The organism is Pseudomonas sp. YuFO20 (assembly GCF_035064975.1).
Lineage (GTDB): Bacteria > Pseudomonadota > Gammaproteobacteria > Pseudomonadales > Pseudomonadaceae > Aquipseudomonas > Aquipseudomonas putida_AE.
Map to the genome: position 1 here is coordinate 71,520 of NZ_JAXDEO010000008.1, position 24,075 is coordinate 95,594.

22 protein-coding genes and 1 pseudogene are annotated in these 24,075 nt (G+C 60.0%); 17 read left to right on the forward strand and 6 right to left on the reverse strand.

Annotated features, from left to right (window positions below; translation table 11 throughout):
- Positions 1 to 10: 10 nt before the first annotated feature.
- A complete protein-coding gene (locus tag SOP85_RS06635; protein WP_323626453.1) occupies positions 11 to 541 on the reverse strand; it encodes a DUF5943 domain-containing protein in 531 nt (176 codons plus the stop codon).
- Between the two features lie 78 nt (positions 542 to 619).
- Positions 620 to 1,597, reverse strand: a complete 978-nt coding sequence (locus tag SOP85_RS06640; RefSeq protein ID WP_008033250.1) for a dipeptidase — start codon at positions 1,595 to 1,597, stop codon at positions 620 to 622.
- A 236-nt stretch (positions 1,598 to 1,833) separates the two neighbouring features.
- On the opposite strand from SOP85_RS06640, the gene SOP85_RS06645 reads away from it, so the two are divergent.
- The 3 genes and pseudogenes from SOP85_RS06645 to SOP85_RS06655 all read left to right on the forward strand — a co-directional run bounded on the left by SOP85_RS06645 (position 1,834) and on the right by SOP85_RS06655 (position 2,924).
- The gene (locus SOP85_RS06645; protein ID WP_274075572.1) at positions 1,834 to 2,235 is read left to right on the forward strand and encodes a lysozyme inhibitor LprI family protein; all 402 of its coding nucleotides are present in this window, start codon (positions 1,834 to 1,836) and stop codon (positions 2,233 to 2,235) included.
- 17 nt (positions 2,236 to 2,252) lie between these two features.
- Positions 2,253 to 2,474 (forward strand): annotated as a pseudogene (locus SOP85_RS06650) (helix-turn-helix domain-containing protein); the annotation flags it as partial.
- A 33-nt stretch (positions 2,475 to 2,507) separates the two neighbouring features.
- Positions 2,508 to 2,924, forward strand: a complete 417-nt coding sequence (locus SOP85_RS06655) for a DUF3010 family protein (RefSeq protein ID WP_274075573.1) — start codon at positions 2,508 to 2,510, stop codon at positions 2,922 to 2,924.
- Positions 2,925 to 3,043: 119 nt separating this feature from the next.
- On the opposite strand, the gene SOP85_RS06660 is transcribed toward SOP85_RS06655, so the two are convergent.
- Entirely contained in the window at positions 3,044 to 4,003 is a 960-nt protein-coding gene (locus SOP85_RS06660) for a GlxA family transcriptional regulator (protein ID WP_274075574.1), read from the reverse strand.
- Between the two features lie 209 nt (positions 4,004 to 4,212).
- Here SOP85_RS06660 and choX point away from each other — a divergent pair, with 209 nt between their 5' ends.
- From choX to SOP85_RS06690, 6 genes are all read left to right on the forward strand, one after another.
- On the forward strand, positions 4,213 to 5,157 hold the full coding sequence (gene choX, locus SOP85_RS06665; protein ID WP_274075575.1) for a choline ABC transporter substrate-binding protein: 945 nt from the start codon (positions 4,213 to 4,215) through the stop codon (positions 5,155 to 5,157).
- Between the two features lie 76 nt (positions 5,158 to 5,233).
- A complete protein-coding gene (locus SOP85_RS06670; protein WP_274075576.1) occupies positions 5,234 to 6,121 on the forward strand; it encodes a 3-keto-5-aminohexanoate cleavage protein in 888 nt (295 codons plus the stop codon).
- A 142-nt stretch (positions 6,122 to 6,263) separates the two neighbouring features.
- Positions 6,264 to 7,229 carry an L-carnitine dehydrogenase gene (locus SOP85_RS06675; RefSeq protein WP_323626454.1) on the forward strand — a complete coding sequence of 322 codons (966 nt, stop codon included), beginning with the start codon at positions 6,264 to 6,266 and terminating at the stop codon, positions 7,227 to 7,229.
- Positions 7,230 to 7,363: 134 nt separating this feature from the next.
- Positions 7,364 to 7,840: a thioesterase family protein gene (locus SOP85_RS06680; protein ID WP_274075578.1), complete on the forward strand. Its 477-nt coding sequence runs from the start codon at positions 7,364 to 7,366 to the stop codon at positions 7,838 to 7,840.
- A gap of 12 nt (positions 7,841 to 7,852) precedes the next feature.
- A complete protein-coding gene (locus SOP85_RS06685) occupies positions 7,853 to 9,016 on the forward strand; it encodes a gamma-butyrobetaine dioxygenase (RefSeq protein WP_274075579.1) in 1,164 nt (387 codons plus the stop codon).
- 333 nt (positions 9,017 to 9,349) lie between these two features.
- A complete protein-coding gene (locus tag SOP85_RS06690; protein ID WP_323626455.1) occupies positions 9,350 to 9,616 on the forward strand; it encodes a hypothetical protein in 267 nt (88 codons plus the stop codon).
- Between the two features lie 103 nt (positions 9,617 to 9,719).
- Here the strand turns inward: SOP85_RS06690 and SOP85_RS06695 are convergent, their stop codons facing one another.
- Positions 9,720 to 10,823, reverse strand: a complete 1,104-nt coding sequence (locus SOP85_RS06695; RefSeq protein ID WP_007975492.1) for a GlxA family transcriptional regulator — start codon at positions 10,821 to 10,823, stop codon at positions 9,720 to 9,722.
- Between the two features lie 522 nt (positions 10,824 to 11,345).
- Positions 11,346 to 12,722, reverse strand: coding sequence for an L-serine ammonia-lyase (locus tag SOP85_RS06700; protein WP_060542351.1), 1,377 nt, complete (start codon positions 12,720 to 12,722; stop codon positions 11,346 to 11,348).
- A gap of 438 nt (positions 12,723 to 13,160) precedes the next feature.
- Here SOP85_RS06700 and SOP85_RS06705 point away from each other — a divergent pair, with 438 nt between their 5' ends.
- The 3 genes from SOP85_RS06705 to choV all read left to right on the forward strand — a co-directional run bounded on the left by SOP85_RS06705 (position 13,161) and on the right by choV (position 16,195).
- Positions 13,161 to 14,108: a choline ABC transporter substrate-binding protein gene (locus tag SOP85_RS06705; RefSeq protein WP_274075581.1), complete on the forward strand. Its 948-nt coding sequence runs from the start codon at positions 13,161 to 13,163 to the stop codon at positions 14,106 to 14,108.
- Between the two features lie 66 nt (positions 14,109 to 14,174).
- Positions 14,175 to 15,020 carry a choline ABC transporter permease subunit gene (gene choW / locus SOP85_RS06710; RefSeq protein ID WP_274075582.1) on the forward strand — a complete coding sequence of 282 codons (846 nt, stop codon included), beginning with the start codon at positions 14,175 to 14,177 and terminating at the stop codon, positions 15,018 to 15,020.
- Positions 15,017 to 16,195, forward strand: coding sequence for a choline ABC transporter ATP-binding protein (choV, locus tag SOP85_RS06715; RefSeq protein ID WP_274075583.1), 1,179 nt, complete (start codon positions 15,017 to 15,019; stop codon positions 16,193 to 16,195). The genes choW and choV overlap by 4 nt, the downstream gene beginning before the upstream one ends.
- Before the next feature lie 212 nt (positions 16,196 to 16,407).
- On the opposite strand, the gene SOP85_RS06720 is transcribed toward choV, so the two are convergent.
- Positions 16,408 to 18,348: a BCCT family transporter gene (locus SOP85_RS06720; protein WP_274075695.1), complete on the reverse strand. Its 1,941-nt coding sequence runs from the start codon at positions 18,346 to 18,348 to the stop codon at positions 16,408 to 16,410.
- A 380-nt stretch (positions 18,349 to 18,728) separates the two neighbouring features.
- On the opposite strand from SOP85_RS06720, the gene betI reads away from it, so the two are divergent.
- The 5 genes from betI (at position 18,729) to SOP85_RS06745 (ending at position 24,072) form a co-directional block, all read left to right on the forward strand.
- Entirely contained in the window at positions 18,729 to 19,322 is a 594-nt protein-coding gene (gene betI, locus SOP85_RS06725; protein WP_274075584.1) for a transcriptional regulator BetI, read from the forward strand.
- 62 nt (positions 19,323 to 19,384) lie between these two features.
- Entirely contained in the window at positions 19,385 to 20,857 is a 1,473-nt protein-coding gene (gene betB, locus SOP85_RS06730) for a betaine-aldehyde dehydrogenase (RefSeq protein ID WP_323626456.1), read from the forward strand.
- Positions 20,858 to 21,009: 152 nt separating this feature from the next.
- Entirely contained in the window at positions 21,010 to 22,710 is a 1,701-nt protein-coding gene (betA, locus tag SOP85_RS06735; protein ID WP_323626457.1) for a choline dehydrogenase, read from the forward strand.
- Between the two features lie 295 nt (positions 22,711 to 23,005).
- Complete coding sequence (locus tag SOP85_RS06740) at positions 23,006 to 23,731, forward strand: AzlC family ABC transporter permease (protein WP_323606590.1); 726 nt, start codon at positions 23,006 to 23,008, stop codon at positions 23,729 to 23,731.
- A complete protein-coding gene (locus SOP85_RS06745) occupies positions 23,728 to 24,072 on the forward strand; it encodes an AzlD domain-containing protein (RefSeq protein WP_274075588.1) in 345 nt (114 codons plus the stop codon). The genes SOP85_RS06740 and SOP85_RS06745 overlap by 4 nt, the downstream gene beginning before the upstream one ends.
- Positions 24,073 to 24,075: the final 3 nt, after the last annotated feature.

Below are 24,075 nucleotides of genomic sequence, written 5' to 3' on the forward strand. Positions count from 1 at the left end.
GTTCCTCGACTTACAACGGCTTGACGATGAACAAGCCGTCTTCGTGGCCCTCTTCGGAGCCACCGTAGACTTGCTCGGCCACGGTGCGAATCTGGCTGCCGCGGGCGGCGAGGATCTGGTCCATCGCGCCGGCAAACCAGCCTGTGAACATGTAGTCGACCTTGCGCCCGACCTTGCCGTACACGTAGACGAAGGCGGAGTGTTCGAGCTTGACGCTGGCAGTGCCTTTATCGAGGTCGATGCCCTGGATCTTGAACAGGCCCCAGCCACGTTGCGACAGGCGCTTCATGTAGTGCTCGAACACCGCGACGCCTTCCAGGCCGTGGCATTCGGCTTCTTTTTCACACCAGTGCCAGGCGGACTTGTAGCCGGCCTTGTAGAGGATTTCGGCATAGGCGTCGGCGCCCAGCACTTCCTCGATGCCCATATGGTTATTGACGAAGAAATGACGCGGCACATACAGCATCGGCAGGGCGTCGGAGGTCCAGACACCGGTTTCGCTGTCGACTTCGATAGGCAATTGCGGGGCGATCTTGGCCATGGAAACTTAACTCCAGAAAAATTTTGGTGTTGCCTGCGGCGCGGATGGCCGCAGGTAAGGATTCAGAAGTGCGGCGGCTTATTCGCCCCAGACGTCTTTGAGCACGTTGACCCAGTTCTCGCCCATGATCTTGCGCACCACACGCTCGCTATGGCCGCGCTTGAGCAGGGTTTCGGTGAGGTTCGGGAACTCGCCGACGGTGCGGATGCCCAGCGGGTTGATGATCTTGCCGAAGCTGGTCAGGCGGCGGGCGTAGCCCTTGTCGTGGGTCAGGTATTCGAAGAAGTCCTGGCCATGACCCTGGGTGAAGTCGGTGCCGATGCCGATGGCGTCTTCGCCGACGATGTTCATGGTGTATTCGATGGCTTCGGCGTAGTCGTCGATGGTCGAATCGATGCCTTTGGCCAGGAACGGCGCGAACATGGTCACGCCGACAAAACCGCCGTGATCGGCGATGAACTTCAGCTCTTCATCGGACTTGTTGCGCGGGTGGATTTTCAGGCCCGACGGCAGGCAGTGGGAGTAGCAGACCGGCTTCTTCGATTCGAGGATGACTTCTTCGGACGTCTTGGAGCCGACGTGGGACAGGTCGCACATCACGCCAACGCGGTTCATCTCGGCGACGATTTCGCGACCGAAGCCCGACAGGCCGCCGTCACGCTCGTAGCAACCGGTGCCCACCAGGTTCTGGGTGTTGTAGCACATCTGCACGATACCCACGCCGAGCTGCTTGAACACCTCGACATAGCCGATCTGGTCTTCAAAGGCGTGGGCATTCTGGAAGCCGAAGAGGATGCCGGTCTTGCCCTGCTCCTTGGCCTTGCGGATGTCGGCGGTGGTGCGCACCGGAATCACCAGGTCGCTGTTCTCGCGGATCAGTTTCTGGCTGGCGGCGATGTTGTTGACGGTGGCCTGGAAGCCCTCCCACACCGACACGGTGCAGTTGGCTGCGGTCAGACCGCCCTTGCGCATGTCTTCGAACAGCTCACGGTTCCACTTGGCAATAATCAGCCCGTCGATAACGATGCTGTCGGCGTGCAATTCGGCTGGGCTCATCAGGCTGTCCCCTTGTTGTCGATTCATGCGCCGAATCGTCTGCCGGCGCTTTGGGGCCAGCATATGCCTGAGGGACGGGGCAGCCGGGTGCAAAAACGACAGGGGAATTGCCGAAAGCGTCAATCCGCGACAAAGGGTCGTCGCAAGGCACAATTGCCGACCTGTTCAAGGCGGTCCGCTTGGGCCAGAATTCGCCGCATCACTTGATGCTTCACTGGATGGGAGCGGCAACTCACATGAAATTCTTCTTCCTGGCATTGGCACTGATGGCGACCGGCGTACACGCAGCCGAGGAGTCCGAGGACACCCCCTGCGACAAAGTCGAAAACGACATCCAGACCCTGGAATGCTCGGCCTTCAACAAAACAACCGCCGAAGACTTGCTGGGCGAGAACTACAAGAGTCTGGCCGAGCGCATGCAGTCGCTCTACGGCAAGAACCCGTCGCAATTGGCCGACATCACCGCGAAGATCAAAGCCGCGCAACAGCAATGGCTGAAAACCCGCGACGCCGACTGCGCCATCGAAGCCTTCCCGGCCGCCGCTGGCAGCAAGGCCTTCACTATTGCGCAAAATGATTGCGTGGCGCGGATGAGCGATGAGCGGTCGGAGTTTCTGGAGTCGATTGGGCAGGAGTGAACGCAAGGATGGAAAACATGATGATCCCTCACGAAGTCGTTAGCCGCATTGTCGACGGTGCGTTGCCTGTACGCGCCTGGCGCGAACACTTGAACCTTACACAGGATGAAGTGGCCAAACGCATGGGCATCTCCCAACCGGCCTTCGCCCAGCAGGAAACCGTTGCGAAGCCGCGCAAGGCCACCCGCGAAAAGATTGCCGCGGCGTTTGGCATCACCGCCAATCAACTTGAGCTGTAAGCTTCACGCCTTCAGCCAGAAAAGGGATTCAACATGAAAGTCTGCGGCATCGAAATCAAAGGCAGCGAAGCGATCATTGCCGTGGCCACCCTCGAAGGCTCGGCCCTGGGACACCTGGCGCTCGCCACCAAGAAAATCGCCCTCGAGGATGACGACGAAGCCGCCAACGTCAAGGTGTTTGCGGCTCAGGTGGCGTCGTTCGTGCGGGAGAATTCGATTGATCGCATTGCGATCAAGAAGCGCAGCAAGAAAGGCGAGTTTGCCGGTGGGCCGACGACGTTCAAGATCGAAGGGGTTTTCCAGTTGCTGGAGAATTGCGAAGTGACGTTGTTATCGCCGCAGACCATCAATGCCCAGGCCAAGAAGCACGGGTTTGAGCCTCCGGCGACGTTGAACAAGTATCAGCATGAGGCTTACAAGGCGGCGTGTTCGGCGTTGATGAAAAAATAAGATCAACCACAGATCAATCTGTGGGAGCTAGCCTGCTGGCGATAGCGGTGTATCAGTCAATCTAGATGTTGACTGACACACCGTTATCGCCAGCAGGCTAGCTCCCACAAGGCGTAATTTCAGATCACTTTTTGTATATCGCTGATCCGCCGCCGGTCTTCCCGCGGACACCGCTCAAACTTCGCCCGATAACTGCGGGTGAAATACGACGGCGATTCAAACCCGCAGGCGATGCTCACTTCCAGCACGCTCATATCGGTCTGCCGCAACAACTGCCGCGCCTTCTCCAGGCGCAAACGCAGATAGAAATTGCTCGGCGTGTCGTTCAAATGCAGGCGAAACAACCGCTCCAACTGCCGCCGCGTCACCTTGATCGATTCCGCCAATTCCAGCGTACTCAACGGCGGTTCGCTGTGCTGCTCCATCTCACCAATCACCTGCACCAGTTTCTTGTTACTGATGCCATAACGCGTGGCGACTTCCATGCGCTGGTGGTCTTTGCGCGGGCGGATGCGGCCGAGCACGAATTGTTCGCTGACCTGGATCGCCAGTTCCGGGCCGTGGGCCTGGGCGATCAGATCCAGCATTAAATCGATGGACGCGGTACCGCCGGCGGAGGTGATGCGCCGACGGTCGATCTCGAACAGTTCCTGGGTGACGCTGAGTTGCGGATAGGACTCCTTGAAGGCGTCGATGGCTTCCCAGTGCAGGGTCAGGCGGTGGCCGTCGAGCAGGCCGGCTTCGGCGAGGATAAAGCTGCCGGTGTCGATGGCGCCGAGGGTGACGCCTTCAAGGTCCAGCCGGCGCAGCCAGTGCTCCAGCGCTGGAGTGGCGAACTTCAGCGGTTCAAAGCCGGCGACCACCAACAAGGTCGAGCCCTTCTTCAACGGCTCCAGTGCCGCGTCGGCGTTGACCGACATGCCGTTGCTGGCCAGCACTGCCCCGCCATCGGCGCTCAATACATGCCAGCGATACAACTCGCCACGAAAACGATTGGCGACCCGCAACGGCTCGATGGCCGAGATAAATCCAATGGCCGAGAAACCCGGCATCAACAAGAAGTAGAAATCCTGGGACATGGTGCGCACTCGATGGCCGGTAACGAGAGGGCGGGTAGCGTGAGGACGTTGATACGCCACTTGCAACAGCCATTCAAGAGCACAGGTCGCTGCAGTGCAAGAGCTGGTCGCCGCAGTGCGCTTTCATGGCCGCTTAGCTGCGTAACTTGTCATCACCGGCGCATCAGACGCCGGAACTCACAATAATGAAACTGCCGAGGAACCTGAGAATGAAACGACTGATCAGCAGCTGTGTTCTTGCACTCAGTGGTACCGCTTTGCTGAGCGCCAGCGTCATGGCCGCGGAACCCGCCTCTTGCCAGAATGTACGCATGGGCGTGGTGAACTGGACCGACGTGATCGCCACCAGTGCGATGACCCAGGTATTGCTCGACGGCCTCGGCTACAACACCAAACAAACCAGCGCCTCCCAGCAAATCATCTTCGCCGGGATCCGCGATCAGCGCCTGGACCTGTTCCTGGGTTACTGGAACCCGCTGATGACCCAGACCATCACCCCGTTCGTCGACGCCAATCAGGTCAAGGTGCTTGAAGCACCCAGCCTGAAAGATGCCCGCGCCACCCTCGCCGTTCCGACTTATCTTGCAGACAAGGGCCTGAAAACCTTCGCCGACATCGCCAGGTTCGAAAAAGAACTGGGCGGCAAGATCTACGGCATCGAGCCCGGCTCGGGCGCCAACACCCAGATCAAGGCGATGATCGCCAAGAACCAGTTCGGCCTCGGCAAGTTCCAACTGGTCGAATCCAGCGAAGCCGGCATGCTCGCGGCGGTGGATCGCGCGGTGCGCCGCAAGGAAGCCGTGGTGTTCTTCGGCTGGGCGCCGCACCCGATGAACGTCAACGTGCAGATGACCTACCTCACCGGCAGCGACGACGCCCTCGGCCCTAACGAAGGCATGGCCACGGTCTGGACCGTCACCGCGCCGAAATATGCCGAACAGTGCCCCAACATCGGACGCCTGCTGAGCAACCTGACGTTCACCGCCGAAGACGAGAGCCGCATGATGCAGCCACTACTGGATCACAAGGACGCCTTCGAATCGGCCAAACAGTGGCTGAACGATCACCCGCAAGACAAACAGCGCTGGCTCGAAGGCGTGACCACCTTCGATGGCAAGCCGGCGGCTGAGAACCTCAAGCTGACCAGCAAATAACCCCCTGACTTGAACCACCGATTCGCAGCCCGAACGGGCTGCGAACGGAACCACTACGCCTGTAAGGAACCGAAAAATGAACCACGACGTCATCATCACCTGCGCACTCACCGGTGCTGGCGACACGACCGCCAGGAGCCCACACGTGCCGGTCACCCCGAAACAGATCGCCGCTGCCGCCGTGGAAGCCGCCAAGGCCGGCGCCACCGTGGTTCACTGCCATGTCCGCGATCCTGAAACCGGCAAGTTCAGCCGCGACGTGGCGCTGTACCGCGAAGTGATGGAGCGCATCCGCGAGGCCGATGTCGACATCATCGTCAACCTCACCGCCGGTATGGGTGGTGACCTGGAAATCGGCGCTGGCGAGAAGCCGATGGAGTTCGGCCCGAACACCGACCTGGTCGGCCCGCTGACCCGCCTGGCCCATGTCGAAGAACTGCTGCCGGAAATCTGCACCCTCGATTGCGGCACGCTGAACTTTGGCGATGGCGACACCATCTACGTCTCCACCCCGGCGCAGCTGCGTGCTGGCGCCAAACGCATCCAGGAGCTGGGCGTGAAGGCCGAGCTGGAGATTTTCGACACCGGTCACCTGTGGTTCGCCAAACAGATGATCAAGGAAGGCCTGCTCGACAACCCGCTGTTCCAACTGTGCCTGGGCATCCCGTGGGGTGCGCCGGCCGACACCACCACCATGAAAGCCATGGTCGACAACCTGCCTGCAGACGCCGTCTGGGCCGGTTTCGGCATCGGCCGCATGCAAATGCCGATGGCCGCGCAAGCCGTGCTGTTGGGTGGCAACGTGCGCGTCGGGCTGGAAGACAACCTGTGGCTGGACAAGGGCGTGCTGGCGACCAACGGCCAGTTGGTCGAGCGTGCGACAGAAATCCTCAGCCGCCTCGGCGCTCGTGTGCTGACCCCGGCTGAAGGCCGCAAGAAAATGGGCCTGACCCAGCGCGGTTGATTGCACTTACACCCTACCCCTGCAGGAGCCGGCTTGCCGGCGAAGAGGCCGGTAAATCCGCCGCATCTTCTGCGGTGCTGAAATCGCCTTCGCCGGCAAGCCGGCTCCTACAGGGGTTCACCGAACTCTTCAGGAAGTTGCCATGACCTTCATTACCGAAATCAAAATCTTCGCAGCGCTGGGCAGCGGTGTCATCGGCAGCGGCTGGGTGTCCCGTGCCCTCGCCCATGGCCTGGACGTGGTGGCTTGGGACCCGGCGCCGGGTGCCGAGGCCGCCCTGCGCAAACGCGTCGCCAATGCCTGGGGCGCCCTGGAAAAACAGGGCCTGGCACCTGGCGCCTCGCAGGATCGCCTGCGCTTTGTCGCGACCATTGAAGAATGCGTGCGCGACGCCGATTTCATCCAGGAAAGCGCCCCTGAACGCCTTGAACTGAAACTGGAACTGCACAGCAAGATCAGCGCCGCGGCCAAGCCCGATGCCTTGATCGGTTCCAGCACTTCCGGCCTGCTGCCGAGCGAGTTTTACGAGAGTTCGACTCACCCGGAACGCTGCGTGGTCGGGCACCCGTTCAATCCGGTTTACCTGTTGCCATTGGTGGAGGTGGTCGGCGGCAAGAACACCGCCCCCGAAGCCGTGCAAGCGGCGATGAAAGTCTACGAATCCCTCGGCATGCGCCCGCTGCACGTGCGCAAGGAAGTGCCAGGATTCATCGCCGACCGCCTGCTCGAAGCGCTGTGGCGCGAGGCGTTGCACCTGGTCAACGACGGTGTGGCGACCACCGGCGAAATCGACGATGCGATCCGTTTTGGCGCCGGTTTGCGCTGGTCGTTCATGGGCACGTTCCTGACCTACACTCTGGCCGGCGGCGACGCCGGCATGCGCCACTTCATGGCCCAGTTCGGCCCGGCCTTGCAGTTGCCGTGGACCTACCTGCCGGCGCCGGAGCTGACCGACAAGTTGATCGACGATGTGGTGGACGGCACCAGCGATCAGTTGGGCAAACACAGCATTTCGGCGCTGGAGCGCTATCGTGATGACTGCCTGCTGGCCGTGCTGGAAGCGGTGAAGACCACCAAAGAGAAGCATGGGATGGCATTTGCCGAATAAACACCGCTGATCCCTGTAGGAGCTGGCTTGCCAGCGATGAGGCCGGTACATCCGCCACCTCTGCGGTGTTGCTAACTTCGCCATCGCCAGCAAGCCGGCTCCTACAGGTTTTCATGACTTCAGGACTTGATGACATGCCCGCCCTCACCACCTACCAAACCAGAATCATCCCCGACTGGGTCGACTACAACGGCCATCTGCGCGACGCGTTCTACCTGCTGATCTTCAGCTACGCCACTGACGCCCTGATGGATCGCCTCGGCATGGACAGCAACAACCGCGAAGCCAGCGGCAACTCGCTGTTCACCCTCGAACTGCACCTCAATTACCTGCACGAAGTGAAGCTCGACGCCGAGGTCGAGGTGCATACACAAATCATTGCCCACGACAGCAAACGCCTGCACCTCTATCACAGCCTGCATCGGGTCGGTGACGACCAGGAGCTCGCGGGTAATGAACAAATGCTGCTGCACGTCGACCTCGCCGGGCCGCGCTCTACACCATTCAGCGAAGATACCCTGGGCAAACTGCAAGCCATCGTCGCCGAACAGACCGACCTGCCCGCCCCCGCCTACGTCGGCCGAGTGATCGCATTACCGCCAAAAAAATAACCAGGAGATCCCATGAACACCGCCGCCGCTTTTGCCGACTTCCGTACTTATCCATTGATCAGCGCGCTGACCGGCGTGCAGGCCATGGCCGATCGTGTCCTGGTGAAGTGGGCCGACAACCGCGTCAGCCCCTTTCACCACCCCTGGCTGCGGGACAATTGCCCGTGCCCGTCATGCGTCTACACGGTGACCCGCGAACAGGTGCTGGAAATCGTCGATGTACCAGAAAACCTGATGCCCGCCCAAACCAGCATCGACGCTGAAGGTTGCCTGAGCGTGCAATGGCAGGATGGCCACCTCAGCCGCTTCGACCCCGGCTGGTTGCGGGCCCACGCCTATGACGACGAATCCCGCGCTGAGCGCCTGGCCGGCAAGCCCAAGGCCAGGCTTTGGCACAGTGATCTGCAATTGCCGGTGTTCGACTATCAAGCGCTGATGAAGGACAACGACGCCCTGCTGCAATGGCTGCTGGCTGTGCGCGACACCGGCCTGACCCAAGTCCGTGGCGTCCCCACCGAGCCCGGCTCGCTGAAGCTGATCGCCCAGCGCATTTCCTTCATCCGCGAGAGCAATTTCGGCGTGCTGTTCAACGTGCAATCCAAGGCCGATGCCGACAGCAACGCCTACACCGCTTTCAACTTGCCGTTGCACAGCGATCTGCCGACCCGGGAGTTACAACCGGGGCTGCAATTCCTGCATTGCCTGGTCAACGATGCCGAGGGTGGCGAGAGTATTTTCGTCGACGGTTTTGCCATCGCCGACGCCTTGCGCCGCGAAGACCCGGAGGCATTCACCAGCCTTTGCAAGATCCCCGTGGAGTTTCGCAACAAGGACCGCCACAGCGACTACCGTTGCCTCGCGCCGATCATCGCCCTGGATGCTTTGGGGCAGGTGTCGGAGATTCGCATGGCGAACTTTCTGCGGGGGCCGTTCGATGCGTCGGTGGAGCAGATGCCCAGGCTGTATCACGCCTATCGCCGCTTCATTGCGATGACGCGCGAGCCCCGATTCAGGCTGATGCAAAGGCTCAATCCGGGCGAGCTCTGGTGCTTCGACAACCGTCGCACTTTGCATGCGCGCAATGCGTTTGATCCCGCCACCGGGGCGCGGCATTTCCAGGGGTGTTATGTGGATCGAGATGAGTTGTTGTCGCGCATTCTTGTGTTGCAACGCTAGACCGCGTCATCGTTCTTCGCGAGCTAACCCGCTCCCACAGGGGATCTGTGCACGACATTGATCCAATGTGGGAGATTCACAGGCAAAAAAAAGCCCCGATCAAGCCGTGACAGGATCGAGGCAGAGGGTACTGTTGAGGAGCTGCCGTGGGAAGGTGACCAAACCCTCGTGAAGCGAGCTGGGTCCAGTGTGCCGACTCTCAGCGCAGGGAAATAGCCCGAAAACGACCTGTTCATAGTCAATGCTGCCATAACGACAAATCGCCCTTGCCGCCACTGCGTGCCACTACCAGAATCGAGCCACGACATCATTCCCAGAAGAAGGATTAGCGTCATGATGCACGCCGATTTGATAGACCAGGAAGACCTGTTGGGCCAGCTCAAGTCATTGGGCTTTCAAGTGCCGACCGGCGCCACCGCCGAGCAGGCTTGCGAGTTTGCGGTGCGAGGTTTGAACAACGAACGGGCCACCGAGCTGCGCACAATGGTCAAGCAGATGTACACCAGCAGCGCGACGATCCTGCCGGCGGTGCGCCAGGCCATTGACAGGCAATTGCTGCCGGCATTGGCGGAGTACCAGCAGAGCCGCACTGCCCGTTAAGACACCTTCGCGAGCAAGCCCGCTCCCACATTCAACCGAGTTCCATCATGGGAATGCGGTTGAATGTGGGAGCGGGCTTGCTCGCGAATGAAGGCGCCTCGGTCTAGAGCCTTACACTGGCAAACGTCGACTCATTACGCGCCTGACTCAGCGCCGACAACGGCCCCGACAAAGGCGACAGCACCAACGCCTGTGGCAGCGGCATCATCGCCACCTGTTGCGTGGTGTTGGAACCCACACGCTCGTCACGCGGCGGAATGCCGAAGTATTCGCGGTAGCACTTGGAGAAGTGCGGCGTGGACACGAAGCCACAGACCGACGCCACTTCGATGATCGACATCGGCGTTTGCTTGAGCAGTTGCCGCGCGCGGATCAGGCGCAGTTTCAGGTAGTAACGCGACGGCGAGCAATGCAGGTACTTCTGGAACAGCCGCTCGAGCTGACGACGGGACACGGCGACGTACACCGCCAGTTCGTCGAGGTCGATCGGCTCTTCGAGGTTGGCTTCCATCAGCGCGACGATTTCCTGCAACTTCGGCTGATTGGTGCCGAGCATGTGCTTGAGCGGCACGCGCTGGTGATCCTGTTCGTTGCGGATGCGCTCGTAGACGAACATCTCCGAGATCGCGGCCGACAGCTCGCGACCGTGATCGCGGCTGATCAGGTGCAGCATCATGTCCAGCGGCGCGGTGCCACCGGAGCTGGTGAAGCGGTTACGGTCGAGGGTGAACAGGCGGGTACTCATGGCCACCCGCGGAAACGCTTCCTGCATCGCCGCCAGGCATTCCCAGTGCACACTGCAATCGAAACCGTCCAGCAGGCCGGCGCAGGCCAGGGCCCAGCTACCGGTGCAGACTGCACCCAGGCGACGGGACTGACGGGCCTGGCTCTGCAGCCAGGACACGTGTTCGCGGGTAACAGTGCGTTGAATGCCGATACCACCGCAGACGATCACGGTGTCCATGGGAGGCGCTTTGTGCATGGAAGCGTCAGGGGTGATTTGCAAACCGTCACTGGCCCAGACTTGACCGCCATCGACGGTGAGGGTGGTCCAGCGATACAGCTCACGGCCGGACAACTGGTTGGCCATGCGCAGCGGTTCGACTGCGGAGGCCAGGGAAATCAGCGTGAAATTGTCCAGCAGCAGAAAGCCGATGGATTGAGGCGCACGGTTCTGGGGTTGGGCCCCGGAGTTGAACGTCGTCATCGCGGTATCTCCTCACACAAAGCGGGTGATGGCCTCAGGCGGAGGCTCTTGTTATTGCCATCGTTCTCGCGTGGGAGACGGGCTTTGTAATGACAGAGCAATTGCCATGCCTAAATTTGAATGCGCGTTCAATAACTCCTGAAAACGACGTCGGAATGTGTCTATATATGACGCGGCGGGAGTAGGGGTTATAAGTGCCATCAATGGCGGCAAGCGCTCTGCCCCGTTGCGTGTGAGCAAATCGGTAGCACTTGTGGGAACAGGGCTGCGGCGAGCCCTGCAAGAGTGTCACCGCAGGCACGGGTGACGGGTGGTCAGGGACAGGAGTGGTCCTGATTTTGAAGTCAGGTACTTATCTGTAAGCGACGCGCCAAAAGGTGGCGTGTTTTAAATCGGGTGTTCACTTAACGCGCAGTTTTGACTGGTCTGGCCCCATCGCCAGCAGGCTGGCTCCCACAGGTTTTGTGGCCGATCCAAATCTACTGTGGGAGCCAGCCTGCTGGCGATAGGATCGACACGGTCTCAGCACTCCACCGCGCTTACCGCCAACCCACCCCGCGACGTCTCCTTATATTTGTCATGCATATCGGCACCGGTATCGCGCATCGTGCGGATCACCCGATCCAGCGAGATAAAGTGCTGACCATCGCCGCGCAAAGCCATCTGCGCAGCGTTGATCGCTTTCACCGCAGCAATCGCATTGCGCTCGATACACGGCACCTGCACCAGGCCGCCCACCGGATCGCACGTGAGTCCCAAGTTGTGCTCCAGGCCGATTTCCGCCGCGTTACACAGTTGTTCCGGTGTGGCCCCGAGGATTTCCGCCAAACCCGCCGCCGCCATGGCGCAGGCCGAACCGACTTCGCCCTGGCATCCGACTTCGGCCCCGGAGATCGAGGCGTTCTTCTTGCACAGGATCCCCACCGAAGCCGCGCCGAGCAGGTAGTCGACGACATTGGCGTCGGTCACGTCCTCGCTGAATTTCATGAAGTAGTGCAACACCGCCGGAATGATCCCCGCCGCGCCATTGGTCGGCGCCGTGACCATGCGCCCGCCGGCGGCGTTCTCTTCGTTGACCGCCAGGGCAAACAGGTTGACCCACTCCATGGCGCTCAGGGTCGAGCCGATCACGTTGGGTTTGTTCAGCTCCTGCAGGCTGCGATGCAATTTCGCCGCGCGACGGCGCACATTCAGGCCACCGGGCAGGATGCCCTCGTGCTTGAGGCCGTGCTCGACGCAATCCTGCATGGCGCGCCACAGGTGCATCAGGCCACTGCGGATTTCCTCTTCGCTGCGCCAGACCTTCTCGTTGGCCATCATCAGTTCGGCCACCCGCAGGTTGTGCGTTTTACACAGCTCCAGCAGCTCGGCCGCGCTGGAAAAATCGTACGGCAGCTCGGTGCGATCCATGTCGACCACCCCGCTGCTGGCTTGCGCCTCATCGACGACAAAACCGCCGCCGACCGAATAGTAGGTGTCGCGATGCAACTCGCCGTCATCTCCTTCGACAATCAGGGTCATGGCATTGGGGTGAAACGGCAGGTTTTCATCGATCAGGCGCATGTCCCTGGACCAGATGAACGGGACCGGCAAACGGCCGTCGAGCAACAACGTATCCGTTTCGCGCAGGATGTCGATGCGCAGGCCGATTTGCGACGGATCGATTGCATCCGGCCACTCGCCCATCAATCCCATGATCACCGCGTTGTCGCTGCCGTGGCCGATACCGGTGGCCGACAGCGACCCAAAGAGCTGAACTTCGACTCGCCGAACCTGCTCGAGCAGCCCCCGCTCACGCAAACCCTGCACGAACAACGCCGCCGCCCGCATAGGCCCCACGGTGTGTGAACTGGACGGGCCGATGCCGATTTTGAACAGGTCGAAAACACTGATAGCCATTGCTGCCGGACTCCTGGATGTGCCAACGCCCAGGCGCAAAAGCGCCCGGTGACGGAGCTGCTACGCTCAAGCTGCAATCCGTCGGGATGGCCGCATCATCAGGCTTTTATCCTGTCGTTCGACGTCTCACACCGACGCACTCATGTCCACGAACGCCGCGTGTCTTTCACGTCGTGTTTGCGCCGTTTTTTTGCGGTTCAGACGGACAAAAGAGGCTGAAAAAAGCTGTAAACGACGTCACCGACACTGGATGCGACCATCCCTGTACTGGTTACGACGCACCCTGTAGGCGTCAGATTTTCACTGGTACATGATCGTATCGACTCGATTGCAAGGCGCCGTGGTAGAGCTGTCTCCAAAACGCCATCCAACCGCAACCTATAAGTGCGGTGGTTCCAGTCGGAAACACTGCCAAAAAAAACACCAAGGAGTCCATCCATGAAAGGTTCCCCGTCGTTGTTGTTGGCCGCCCTGCTTAGTCTGCCGGTTCTGGCGCAAGCCGCCGAACCGGCCCAATGCAACACCGTAAACTTCTCAGACGTCGGCTGGACCGACATTACCGCGACAACCGCGACCACCAGCGTCGTGCTCAACGCCCTCGGCTACAAGACCAAGACCACCATGATTTCCGTGCCCGTGACCTACAAGTCCCTGGCCGACGGCAAGAACATGGACGTTTTCCTGGGCAACTGGATGCCGACCATGGAAAACGACATCAAGCCCTACCGCGATGCCGGCACCGTGGACACCGTGCGCACCAACCTCAAGGGCGCCAAATACACCCTCGCCGTGCCTCAGGCGCTGTATGACAAAGGGCTGCATGATTTCGCCGACATCGCCAAGTTCAAGAAGGAACTGGACGGCAAGATCTACGGCATCGAGCCGGGCAACGACGGCAACCGCCTGATCCAGAGTATGATCGACAAGAACGCCTTCGGCCTCAAGGACGCCGGCTTCAAGGTCGTCGAGTCCAGCGAGGCCGGCATGCTGTCGCAGGTCGACCGCGCGCAGAAACGCGACACCGCCGTGGTGTTCCTGGGCTGGGCCCCGCACCCGATGAACAAGCGCTTCAAGATTCAATACCTGACCGGCGGCGACGACTTCTTCGGCCCCGATTTTGGCGCCGCCACCGTGGCGACCAACACCCGCAAGGGCTACGCCTCGGAATGCAGCAACGTCGGTCAGTTGCTGAAGAACCTGGAGTTCACCGTCGACATGGAAAGTGAACTGATGGGCAACATCCTGGACGACAAAATGAAGCCTGACGCGGCCGCCAAGGCCTGGCTGAAAAAGAATCCCCAGGTGCTCGATACCTGGCTCGCTGGCGTGACCACCATTGACGGTAAACCTGGCCTGGAGGCCGTGAAAGCCAAGCTCGCACAGTAATCGCTTATGCCGGGCGGGTTCGCCCGCCCGGGCTGTTTATCTCCTTGCATGCGGACGTTCACTACCATGCTGATTGATCAGAAAATACCTCTAGGCCAGTACATCGCAGGCTTCGTTGAATGGTTGACGCAACACGGCGCCAACACCTTCGACGCAATTGCCGTGTCACTGGAAACGATGATCCACGGCGTGACGTTTGCGCTGACCTGGTTCAACCCGCTGGTCTTGATCGGCCTAATCGCAATACTTGCCCACTTCATCCAGCGCAAATGGGGCCTCACCGCCTTCGTCATTGCCTCCTTCCTGCTGATCCTCAACCTGGGGTACTGGCAGGAAACCATGGAAACCCTCGCCCAGGTGTTGTTCGCCACCCTGGTCTGCGTATTGATCGGCGTGCCGTTGGGCATCGTCGCCGCGCACAAACCGATGTTCTACACCATGATGCGTCCGGTGCTCGATCTGATGCAGACCGTGCCGACCTTCGTCTACCTCATTCCTACCCTGACTCTCTTCGGTCTGGGTGTGGTCCCGGGCCTGATCTCCACGGTGGTGTTCGCGATTGCCGCGCCCATCCGCCTGACCTACCTGGGCATCCGCGATGTCCCGCAAGAATTGATGGACGCCGGCAAGGCCTTCGGCTGCTCGCGCCGTCAACTGCTCTCACGTATCGAACTGCCCCACGCCATGCCAAGCATCGCGGCCGGCATCACCCAGTGCATCATGCTGTCGCTGTCGATGGTAGTGATCGCGGCACTGGTGGGCGCCGACGGCCTGGGCAAACCCGTGGTCAACGCACTGAATACCGCTGATATCGCCCTGGGCTTCGAAGCAGGCCTGGCGATCGTACTGCTGGCGATCATGCTCGACCGTATCTGCAAACAACCCGACGCTAAAGTAGGGGGTGACGCATGAGCATAATTCGCTTCGAAGACGTCGACGTAATCTTCACCAAGGATCCGCGCGAGGCCCTGAAGCTTCTCGATCAAGGTTTGACCCGCAGCGAGATCCTGAAAAAGACCGGGCAAATCGTTGGCGTGGAAAAGGCCAGCCTGGATATCGAAAAAGGTGAAATCTGCGTGCTGATGGGCCTGTCCGGCTCCGGCAAATCCAGCCTGTTGCGTTGCATCAACGGCCTCAACACCGTCAGCCGTGGCAAGCTGTACGTCGAGCACGAAGGCAAGCAGATCAACATTGCTGCCTGTACCCCGGCCGAACTGAAAATGATGCGCACCAAGCGCATCGCCATGGTGTTCCAGAAGTTCGCCCTGATGCCTTGGCTGACGGTGCGCGAGAACATCAGCTTCGGCCTGGAAATGCAGGGCCGTCCGGAGAAGGAACGCAAGAAGCTGGTCGATGAAAAACTCGAACTGGTAGGCCTGACCCAATGGCGCAACAAGAAACCCGATGAGCTGTCCGGCGGCATGCAGCAACGTGTGGGCCTGGCCCGCGCGCTGGCGATGGACGCCGATATTTTGCTGATGGACGAACCGTTCTCCGCGCTCGACCCGCTGATCCGCCAGGGCCTGCAGGACGAACTGCTGGAACTGCAACGCAAGCTGAGCAAGACCATCGTCTTCGTGAGCCACGACCTTGATGAAGCCCTGAAGCTCGGCAGCCGTATCGCGATCATGAAAGACGGCCGGATCATCCAGTACAGCAAGCCTGAAGAAATCGTCCTCAACCCTGCGGACGACTATGTGCGCACCTTCGTCGCCCACACCAACCCGCTGAACGTGTTGTGCGGTCGCAGCCTGATGCGCACCCTGGACAACTGCAAGCGCATCAACGGTTCGGTGTGCCTCGATCCGGGTGGCGATTCGTGGCTCGACCTGGCCGAAGGCAACACCATCAAGGGCGCACGCCAGAACGGCTCGAGCCTGGATCTGCAGAACTGGGTACCGGGCCAGGCGGTTGAAGGCCTGGGTCGCCGGCCGACGCTGGTGGATTCGAATATCGGCATGCGCGATGCGCTGCAGATCCGCTACCAGACCGGCAACAAGCTGGTGCTGCACGACAACAACCATGTGGTGGGGATTCTCGGCGACAGCGAGCTGTACCACGCGCTGCTCGGCAAGAACCTGGGGTAAGGCAACAGACACAAAAACGCCGCGAGAGGATCGCGGCGTTTTTGTTTATGCGGATATCGGGCGATGCAGCTTCGTGGCTAATGGCCCCTTCGCGAGCAAGCCCGCTCCCACAGTTGACAGCATTCCTCTGGTAGAACTCGGTCACCTGTGGGAGCGGGCTTGCTCGCGAAGAATGCGACGCGGTGTCACTGAAACACCGCGCCCCTCACAACTTAGCTATAGACCCGGCCAAGGAGCTGCCGATGGCTTTCAAACTGATCGAGCACATCACGGGTGATCTGATCCTGAGTGAAGCCCATCAGGTCGTAGTCCTGGCTGCCGTTGTGCAGGTACACCTCGGCGCGGTAGTAACGCTGACGCGCCTCATCGGATTGAGCCGACTCGGTGGGCGTAGCCAGGTAACCATCCAGGCTGACTTCGTAGACAAACGGGTTGCCCTCTTCCATCTCCACCCGCACGCCCATGCAACGCTTGGACTTGCCCAGCAACGTCTGCACTTCCAGGCCCTGGGCGCGCATTTGCGTGGTCGCATCCTGCAAGGCAGGGCTCACATGCTTGTCCATGAAGCGCTGCACCACCGACTGGCTCGGTTGCAGGTCCAGCTGGGTCAAGCGCTCGCTGAAACCACGACGACCACGGGCCGCCAGTTCCGCTTGCTCCTGTTCGATCTGCACGTCCTGGCGCATGGCCTTGTGCAAGCCGAACATGAAGCACACCAACACCACCGAGAACGGCAGGCCGGCCAGCACCACCATGGTTTGCATGGCTTCGAAGTTACCGGCGAACAGCAGGCCGATGGTCACCAGGGTGATCACCACAGACCAGAAGATCCGCAGCCAGTGCGGCGCATCTTCATCGACGTTGCCGCCTTTGCACGACAGGTTGGCCATCATCACCGCGCCGGAATCCGCCGGTGTCAGGAACAACACGAAACCCACGAAGATCGACACGCCGATCACCACTTTCGACGCCGGGTAATGCTCAAGCAACTGGTAGATCGCCATGGACGGCTGCTCCAGCGCCGTCTTCCCGAGCTCCACCGCCCCGTGGTTCATCACCAGGTCCAGGGCCGAGTTACCGAAGATCGACAGCCACGCCAGGGTGAAACCCAGCGGAATCAGCAATACGCCAGCCACCAGTTCACGCACCGTGCGACCACGGGAAATACGCGCGATGAACATGCCCACGAATGGCGCCCAGGAAATCCACCAGGCCCAGTAGAACAGGGTCCACAGGCCCAACCAGCGGTCGGACTTCTCGCTGTCGCCTTCGTACACATACAGGTCGAAGGTCTTCAGCACCACGCCGTTGAGGTAGTCACCGACGTTTTGCACGAAGCCGTTGAGCAGGTGCAGGGTCGGGCCGAACAGCAGGACGAAAATCAGCAGGCCGCTGAACAGCACGATGTTGAGGTTGGACAGGCGACGAATGCCGTTTTCCACCCCGGACACGGCAGCGATGGTCGCCACGGTGCTCATCACGATGATCACGATCAGCAGGTTGGTGTTGCTGTGCTCCATGCCGAACAGGTTTTCCAGGCCCGACGACACCTGCAGCGAACCAATCCCCAGGTTGGTCACCAGGCCCAGCAGGGTCACGAACATGCCGAAGCCGTCCACCGCATGCCCGGCCGCGCCCTTGACCCAACGCTCGCCCACCAGCGGATACAGCGCCGAACGCAACGCCAGCGGCTGGTTATGCCGGTAGGCGAAATACGCCACCGCCAGGCCGACCAGCGCGTAGATCGCCCAGCCATGCAGGCCCCAGTGCAGGAAGGTCAGCTGAACCGCCTGACGGGCGGCAAGGTTGCTGCCGGCCACGCCTTCCGGCGGGTTGAAGTAGTGGTCCAGCGGCTCGGAAGCACCGAAGTACAGCAGCGAGATGCCGATACCCGACGAGAACAGCATCCCCGCCCAAGCGCCGTAGCTGAAGTCCGGGGTGTCGTCCTTGCTGCCCAGTTTCAATTTGCCGTAGGACGAGAACGCCAGGCCGACCACGAAGATCAGGTAGGCGGCAATCACCACCATGTAGTACCAGCCGAAGCTACGGGACAACCAGGCTTGCGCCATACCGAGCAGTCTGCCGGCCTCTTGCGGGGCGATGATCAGAATGGCGGTCAACAACAGAATCAACGCGGTAGAGGTGTAGAACACCCAACCGTTGACCGTCACCTTCTCGGGTGGGGTCTTTATTAGCGAGGCAGAACTCATGGCACAGATGCTCCGGGCAGTGCGAGAGAAGAACGCAAGACAAACGGGTTACCCGACCAATCGGTTAGTGGGCAGCCGACCAGCGGGTGATATAAAGACAACCCCAAAGGGCCCGAAGCCCCTTGAGCGCCGTGGCGCGTAGGTTTCGAGCATTTACGGAAGTCGTTTTTTTCGCCGCTACGCGTCGGAAAAACCTGTAGGCAGCGACGATTTGTCGCAGATCTTATTCTTTGTTGATTGAACGTTCAATCAAAACAAAATAGACTGGCCCTCAATCCGATAGACGTCCTGCGTCTGCCGGAAGGCCTAAGGAGATGTGCAAGATGCCCAAGGTCGGTATGCAACCCATCCGTCGCCAGCAGTTGATCGAAGCCACATTGCTGGCGGTCGACCAGGTCGGAATGGGGGACGCCAGCATTGCGCTGATCGCCCGTTTGGCCGGTGTCTCGAATGGCATCATCAGTCACTACTTTCAGGACAAGAATGGCCTGATCGCCGCCACCATGGGGTACTTGATGACTGTGCTGAGCGAGAACGTCACCGCGCGCCGACTGGCGCTGACAGATGACAGCCCGCGGGCGCATCTGCAGGTGATCATCGAAGGCAACTTCGACGCCAGCCAGGTCAATGGCCCGGCAATGAAAACCTGGCTGGCCTTTTGGGCCACCAGCATGCACCAGCCGTCTTTGCACAGGTTGCAGCGGATCAACGATCACCGTCTGTATTCCAACCTGTGCTGCCAGTTCCGCCGCGTGTTGCCGCTCGATGAGGCGCGCACCGCCGCCCGGGGCCTGGCAGCGTTGATTGACGGCTTGTGGTTGCGCGGCGCGCTGTCGGGAGATGCTTTCGACACCGGGCAGGCACAACAGATCGCTTACGAATACATGGATATCCAACTGGCCAAGCGGGTGAGTTAGAGCACACACAGAACGCTCGACACCCGCACCGTGCCAACAACCAATGCACTTGCGAGGACTTTATGGCCCGTTTCGAACTGCAAAAACTCTACATCGACGGCGGCTACAGCGACGCTGGCAGCGACGCCACTTTCGAAGCCATCAACCCGGCTAACGGTGAAGTCCTCGCAAAAGTACAACGCGCTACGAAGGAAGACGTCGAGCGCGCTGTGGTCAGCGCCGAAAAGGGCCAGAAAATCTGGGCCGCGATGACCGCCATGGAGCGTTCGCGCATCCTGCGTCGCGCCGTGGACATCCTGCGCGAGCGCAACGATGAACTGGCCGCCCTGGAAACCCTGGACACCGGCAAGTCGTACTCCGAAACCCGCTACGTCGACATCGTTACCGGCGCCGACGTGCTGGAGTACTACGCAGGCCTGGTTCCGGCCATCGAAGGCGAGCAGATTCCGCTGCGCACCACCTCGTTCGTCTACACCCGTCGCGAGCCGCTGGGCGTCGTGGCCGGTATCGGCGCATGGAACTACCCGATCCAGATCGCCCTGTGGAAATCCGCTCCGGCCCTGGCGGCCGGTAACGCGATGATCTTCAAGCCAAGCGAAGTCACCTCGCTGACCACCCTGAAACTGGCCGAGATCTTCACCGAAGCCGGCCTGCCAGCAGGCGTGTTCAACGTCCTGACCGGCAGCGGCCGCGAAGTCGGCACCTGGCTGACCGAGCACCCACGCATCGAGAAAGTCTCGTTCACCGGCGGCACCGACACGGGCAAGAAAGTCATGGCCAGCGCTTCGAGCTCTTCGCTGAAAGACGTGACCATGGAACTGGGTGGCAAATCGCCGCTGATCATCTGCGACGACGCCGACCTCGACCGCGCCGCCGACACCGCAATGATGGCCAACTTCTACAGCTCCGGCCAGGTCTGCACCAACGGCACCCGCGTGTTCGTGCCGGCGCACCTGAAAGCCGCTTTCGAAGCCAAGATCGTTGAGCGCGTTGCGCGCATTCGCGTCGGCAACCCGGAAGACGAAAACACCAACTTCGGCCCGCTGGTCAGCTTCGCCCACATGGAAAGCGTGCTGGGCTACATCGCCAAGGGCAAGGAAGAAGGTGCACGCCTGCTGTGCGGCGGCGAGCGTCTGACCGAAGGCGAATTCGCCAAGGGCGCGTTCGTTGCGCCGACCGTGTTCACCGACTGCAGCGATGACATGACCATCGTGCGTGAAGAAATCTTTGGCCCGGTGATGGCGATCCTCTCCTACGAGACCGAAGAAGAAGTGATCCGCCGTGCCAACGACACCGACTTCGGCCTGGCCGCCGGTATCGTCACCAAGGACCTGAACCGCGCCCACCGCGTGATTCATCAACTGGAAGCCGGTATCTGCTGGATCAACGCCTGGGGCGAGTCCGACGCGAAGATGCCGGTTGGCGGCTACAAGCAGTCGGGTGTTGGCCGTGAGAACGGGATCAGCTCGCTGAACAACTTCACCCGCATCAAATCGGTACAGGTCGAGCTGGGCGATTACGTCTCGGTGTTCTAACCCGGGTTGTGTATTGCCCTTGAGGCCGCTTTCGCTGGCAAGCCAGCTCCTACAGGGACAGCGCAATACCTGTGGGAGCCAGCCTGCTGGCGATCGAGTGCGCAGCACTCGCCGAGGCCTGACCTGAACCAACTTCAAAGAGGGTGCATTCAATGTCCCAAGAATTCGATTACATCATCATCGGTGCCGGCTCGGCCGGTAACACCCTGGCGACCCGTCTGACCGAAGACGCCGGCGTCACCGTCCTGCTGCTCGAAGCCGGTGGCCCGGACTACCGTTTCGACTTCCGCACGCAGATGCCGGCCGCCCTGGCGTTCCCGCTGCAAGGCCGTCGCTACAACTGGGCCTACGAAACCGATCCAGAGCCACACATGGACAATCGCCGGATGGAATGCGGTCGCGGCAAGGGCCTGGGCGGTTCCTCGCTGATCAACGGCATGTGCTACATCCGCGGCAACGCCATGGACTACGACGGCTGGGCGAAACTGCCAGGCCTGGAAGACTGGTCGTACCTGGACTGCCTGCCGTATTTCCGTAAAGCGGAAACCCGCGACATCGGCCCGAACGACTACCACGGTGGCGACGGTCCGGTCAGCGTGACCACACCGAAAGCCGGCAACAACCCGCTGTTCCACGCCATGGTTGATGCAGGCGTGCAGGCCGGTTACCCGCGCACCGAAGACTTGAACGGCTACCAGCAGGAAGGCTTCGGCCCGATGGACCGCACCGTGACCCCCAAAGGTCGTCGTGCTTCCACCGCCCGCGGTTACCTGGACGTGGCCAAGAAGCGTTCGACCCTGACCATCGTCACCCACGCCCTGACCGACAAGATCCTGTTCGACGGCAAGCGTGCGGTCGGCGTGCGTTACCTGGTCGGCGACGCCGAAGAGCGCGTTGAAGCCAAGGCGCGCAAGGAAGTGCTGTTGTGCTCCGGCGCCATCGCTTCGCCGCAGATCCTGCAACGCTCCGGCGTCGGCCCGGCCGAACTGCTGAACAAGCTCGACATTCCGGTGGTCCACGACCTGCCGGGCGTGGGTGAAAACCTGCAGGACCACCTTGAGCTGTACCTGCAATACGCTTGCACCCAACCGGTCTCGCTGTACCCGTCGCTGCTCTGGTACAACCAGCCGGCCATCGGTGCCGAGTGGCTGTTCAACGGCACCGGCATCGGCGCCAGCAACCAGTTCGAAGCCGGCGGTTTCATCCGTACCCGTCCGGAATTCGAATGGCCGAACATCCAATACCACTTCCTGCCGGTGGCGATTAACTACAACGGCAGCAACGGTGTGAAAGAACACGGCTTCCAGGCGCACATGGGCTCCATGCGTTCGCCAAGCCGCGGGCGCATCCAGGCCAAGTCCAAGGACCCGCGCCAGCACCCGAGCATCCTGTTCAACTACATGGCCACCGAGCAGGACTGGCAGGAATTTCGCGATGGCATCCGCCTGACCCGTGAAATCATGCAGCAACCTGCGCTGGACGCCTTCCGTGGTCGCGAAATCAGCCCGGGCATCGAAGTGCAAACCGATGAGCAGCTGGACAAGTTCATCCGCGAACACGCCGAAACCGCGTTCCACCCGTCCTGCTCGTGCAAGATGGGCACCGATGAAATGGCCGTGGTCGATGGCGAAGGTCGCGTGCATGGCATGCAAGGCCTGCGCGTGGTCGATGCGTCGATCATGCCGATAATCACCACCGGCAACCTGAACGCGCCGACGATCATGATGGCCGAGAAAATCGCCGACAAGATCCGTGGCCGCCAGCCATTGCCGCGCAGCAAGGCCGATTACTACGTAGCGGGCGATGCGCCGGTGAAGGGCAAGCCTATGCGTGAAGTGGACCAGACGGCTTAACCACTAGCGAACTGGCTTCAAACAAAACCGTCAACCTTCCCGGGTTGGCGGTTTTTTTTGGCTAGCACATACCGCTTTAAACAAACAACAATCATCACAACAAGTAACTAAAAACAATTACAAACACTTCCACAAAACTCGCAACACATGTATTCACACTAACATAAAAACCTCCATTACTATCCGCGCCCCAATTCAATCGGACACGAGCAGTTTTAATGGAAATCAAGGACATGCCTGATATCGACTACCCCAAGGTCCTAAGTTATTTCCGAGACAACGGGGTGGTTCATTGATGGGGACTCCGGATGTATCGATTCGCTCTTCGGCCAGCAACGTTTTTATTGAAGGTGCACGGGACGCGATCACGTTTGGCGTTGCGTTCATTTTCCTGTACTTATCCATAGGTGTTTTAAGCGCGACACAATCATTATCACTGAGCCAAGCGCTCGCAACGACCCTGTTGATATTTTCCACCCCGCTGCAGTTTTTGCTGATACAAAGCTATAACGACGGATGGATATTGCTCCCCATCATCGTTGCGCTCAATGCTCGTTTCGTGCTGCTCTCCGCGACACTGGCACCTTATATAAGGAGCACTTCAACCACGAAAACCATGGCGTCCCTGATCCTCATCACTCCCTCGATATTCACAGGCTGCCTTACTCGATTCAAGCGGAAAACCGATCGCCCCTTCACTTACATGATAGGCCTTGGCATCCCAATATTTGGTGTATCGATTATCTGTACCTACATCGGTTTCGTCGCCGGTGCAGGACTTACCTCACCGGTCATCTATGCTGCGATGACACTGCTATTACCCCTCCAATTTACAGCGTTGGCCGGCAAGCACTGGCCTCATTACGCGGAAGTATCAAGTTATTGGCTGGGCTTTGTCGGTGCACCATTGCTGATCTATCTATTCAAGGATTACAGCTTGCTCTGCACGCCTTTTATAATTGGCGGACTGGTCGTACTCATCGAAAACAATTACAAAAAACGAGGCAACGTAGCTTCATGACAATCTGGCTTCTTATTGCATTCTCCGCCGTTACCGCCTTTGCATTTCGTGCCCTGCCCTTTGCCTTCAAAAACAGCACTGCGCTCACCCGAACCCAGGGTTCCTTTTATCGGTTCATCAGCTACAGCGCGCAAGCCATGTTGGGGGTCATCATCTACGACACCGCGTTCAACAAGATGGATGCGCTTACGCTGATAAGGCAGTTTCAGATGATGGATGCAGTGAAGCTGTTCTTGCTGGTGGGCACCTTCATTGCGGTCGTCAAAACAAAAAAAATCCTGCCTTCTTTCTTTGCAAGCCTGTTCATTTATGTGGCAGCGTTCGCCTACCTGAGCGCTTGAAAA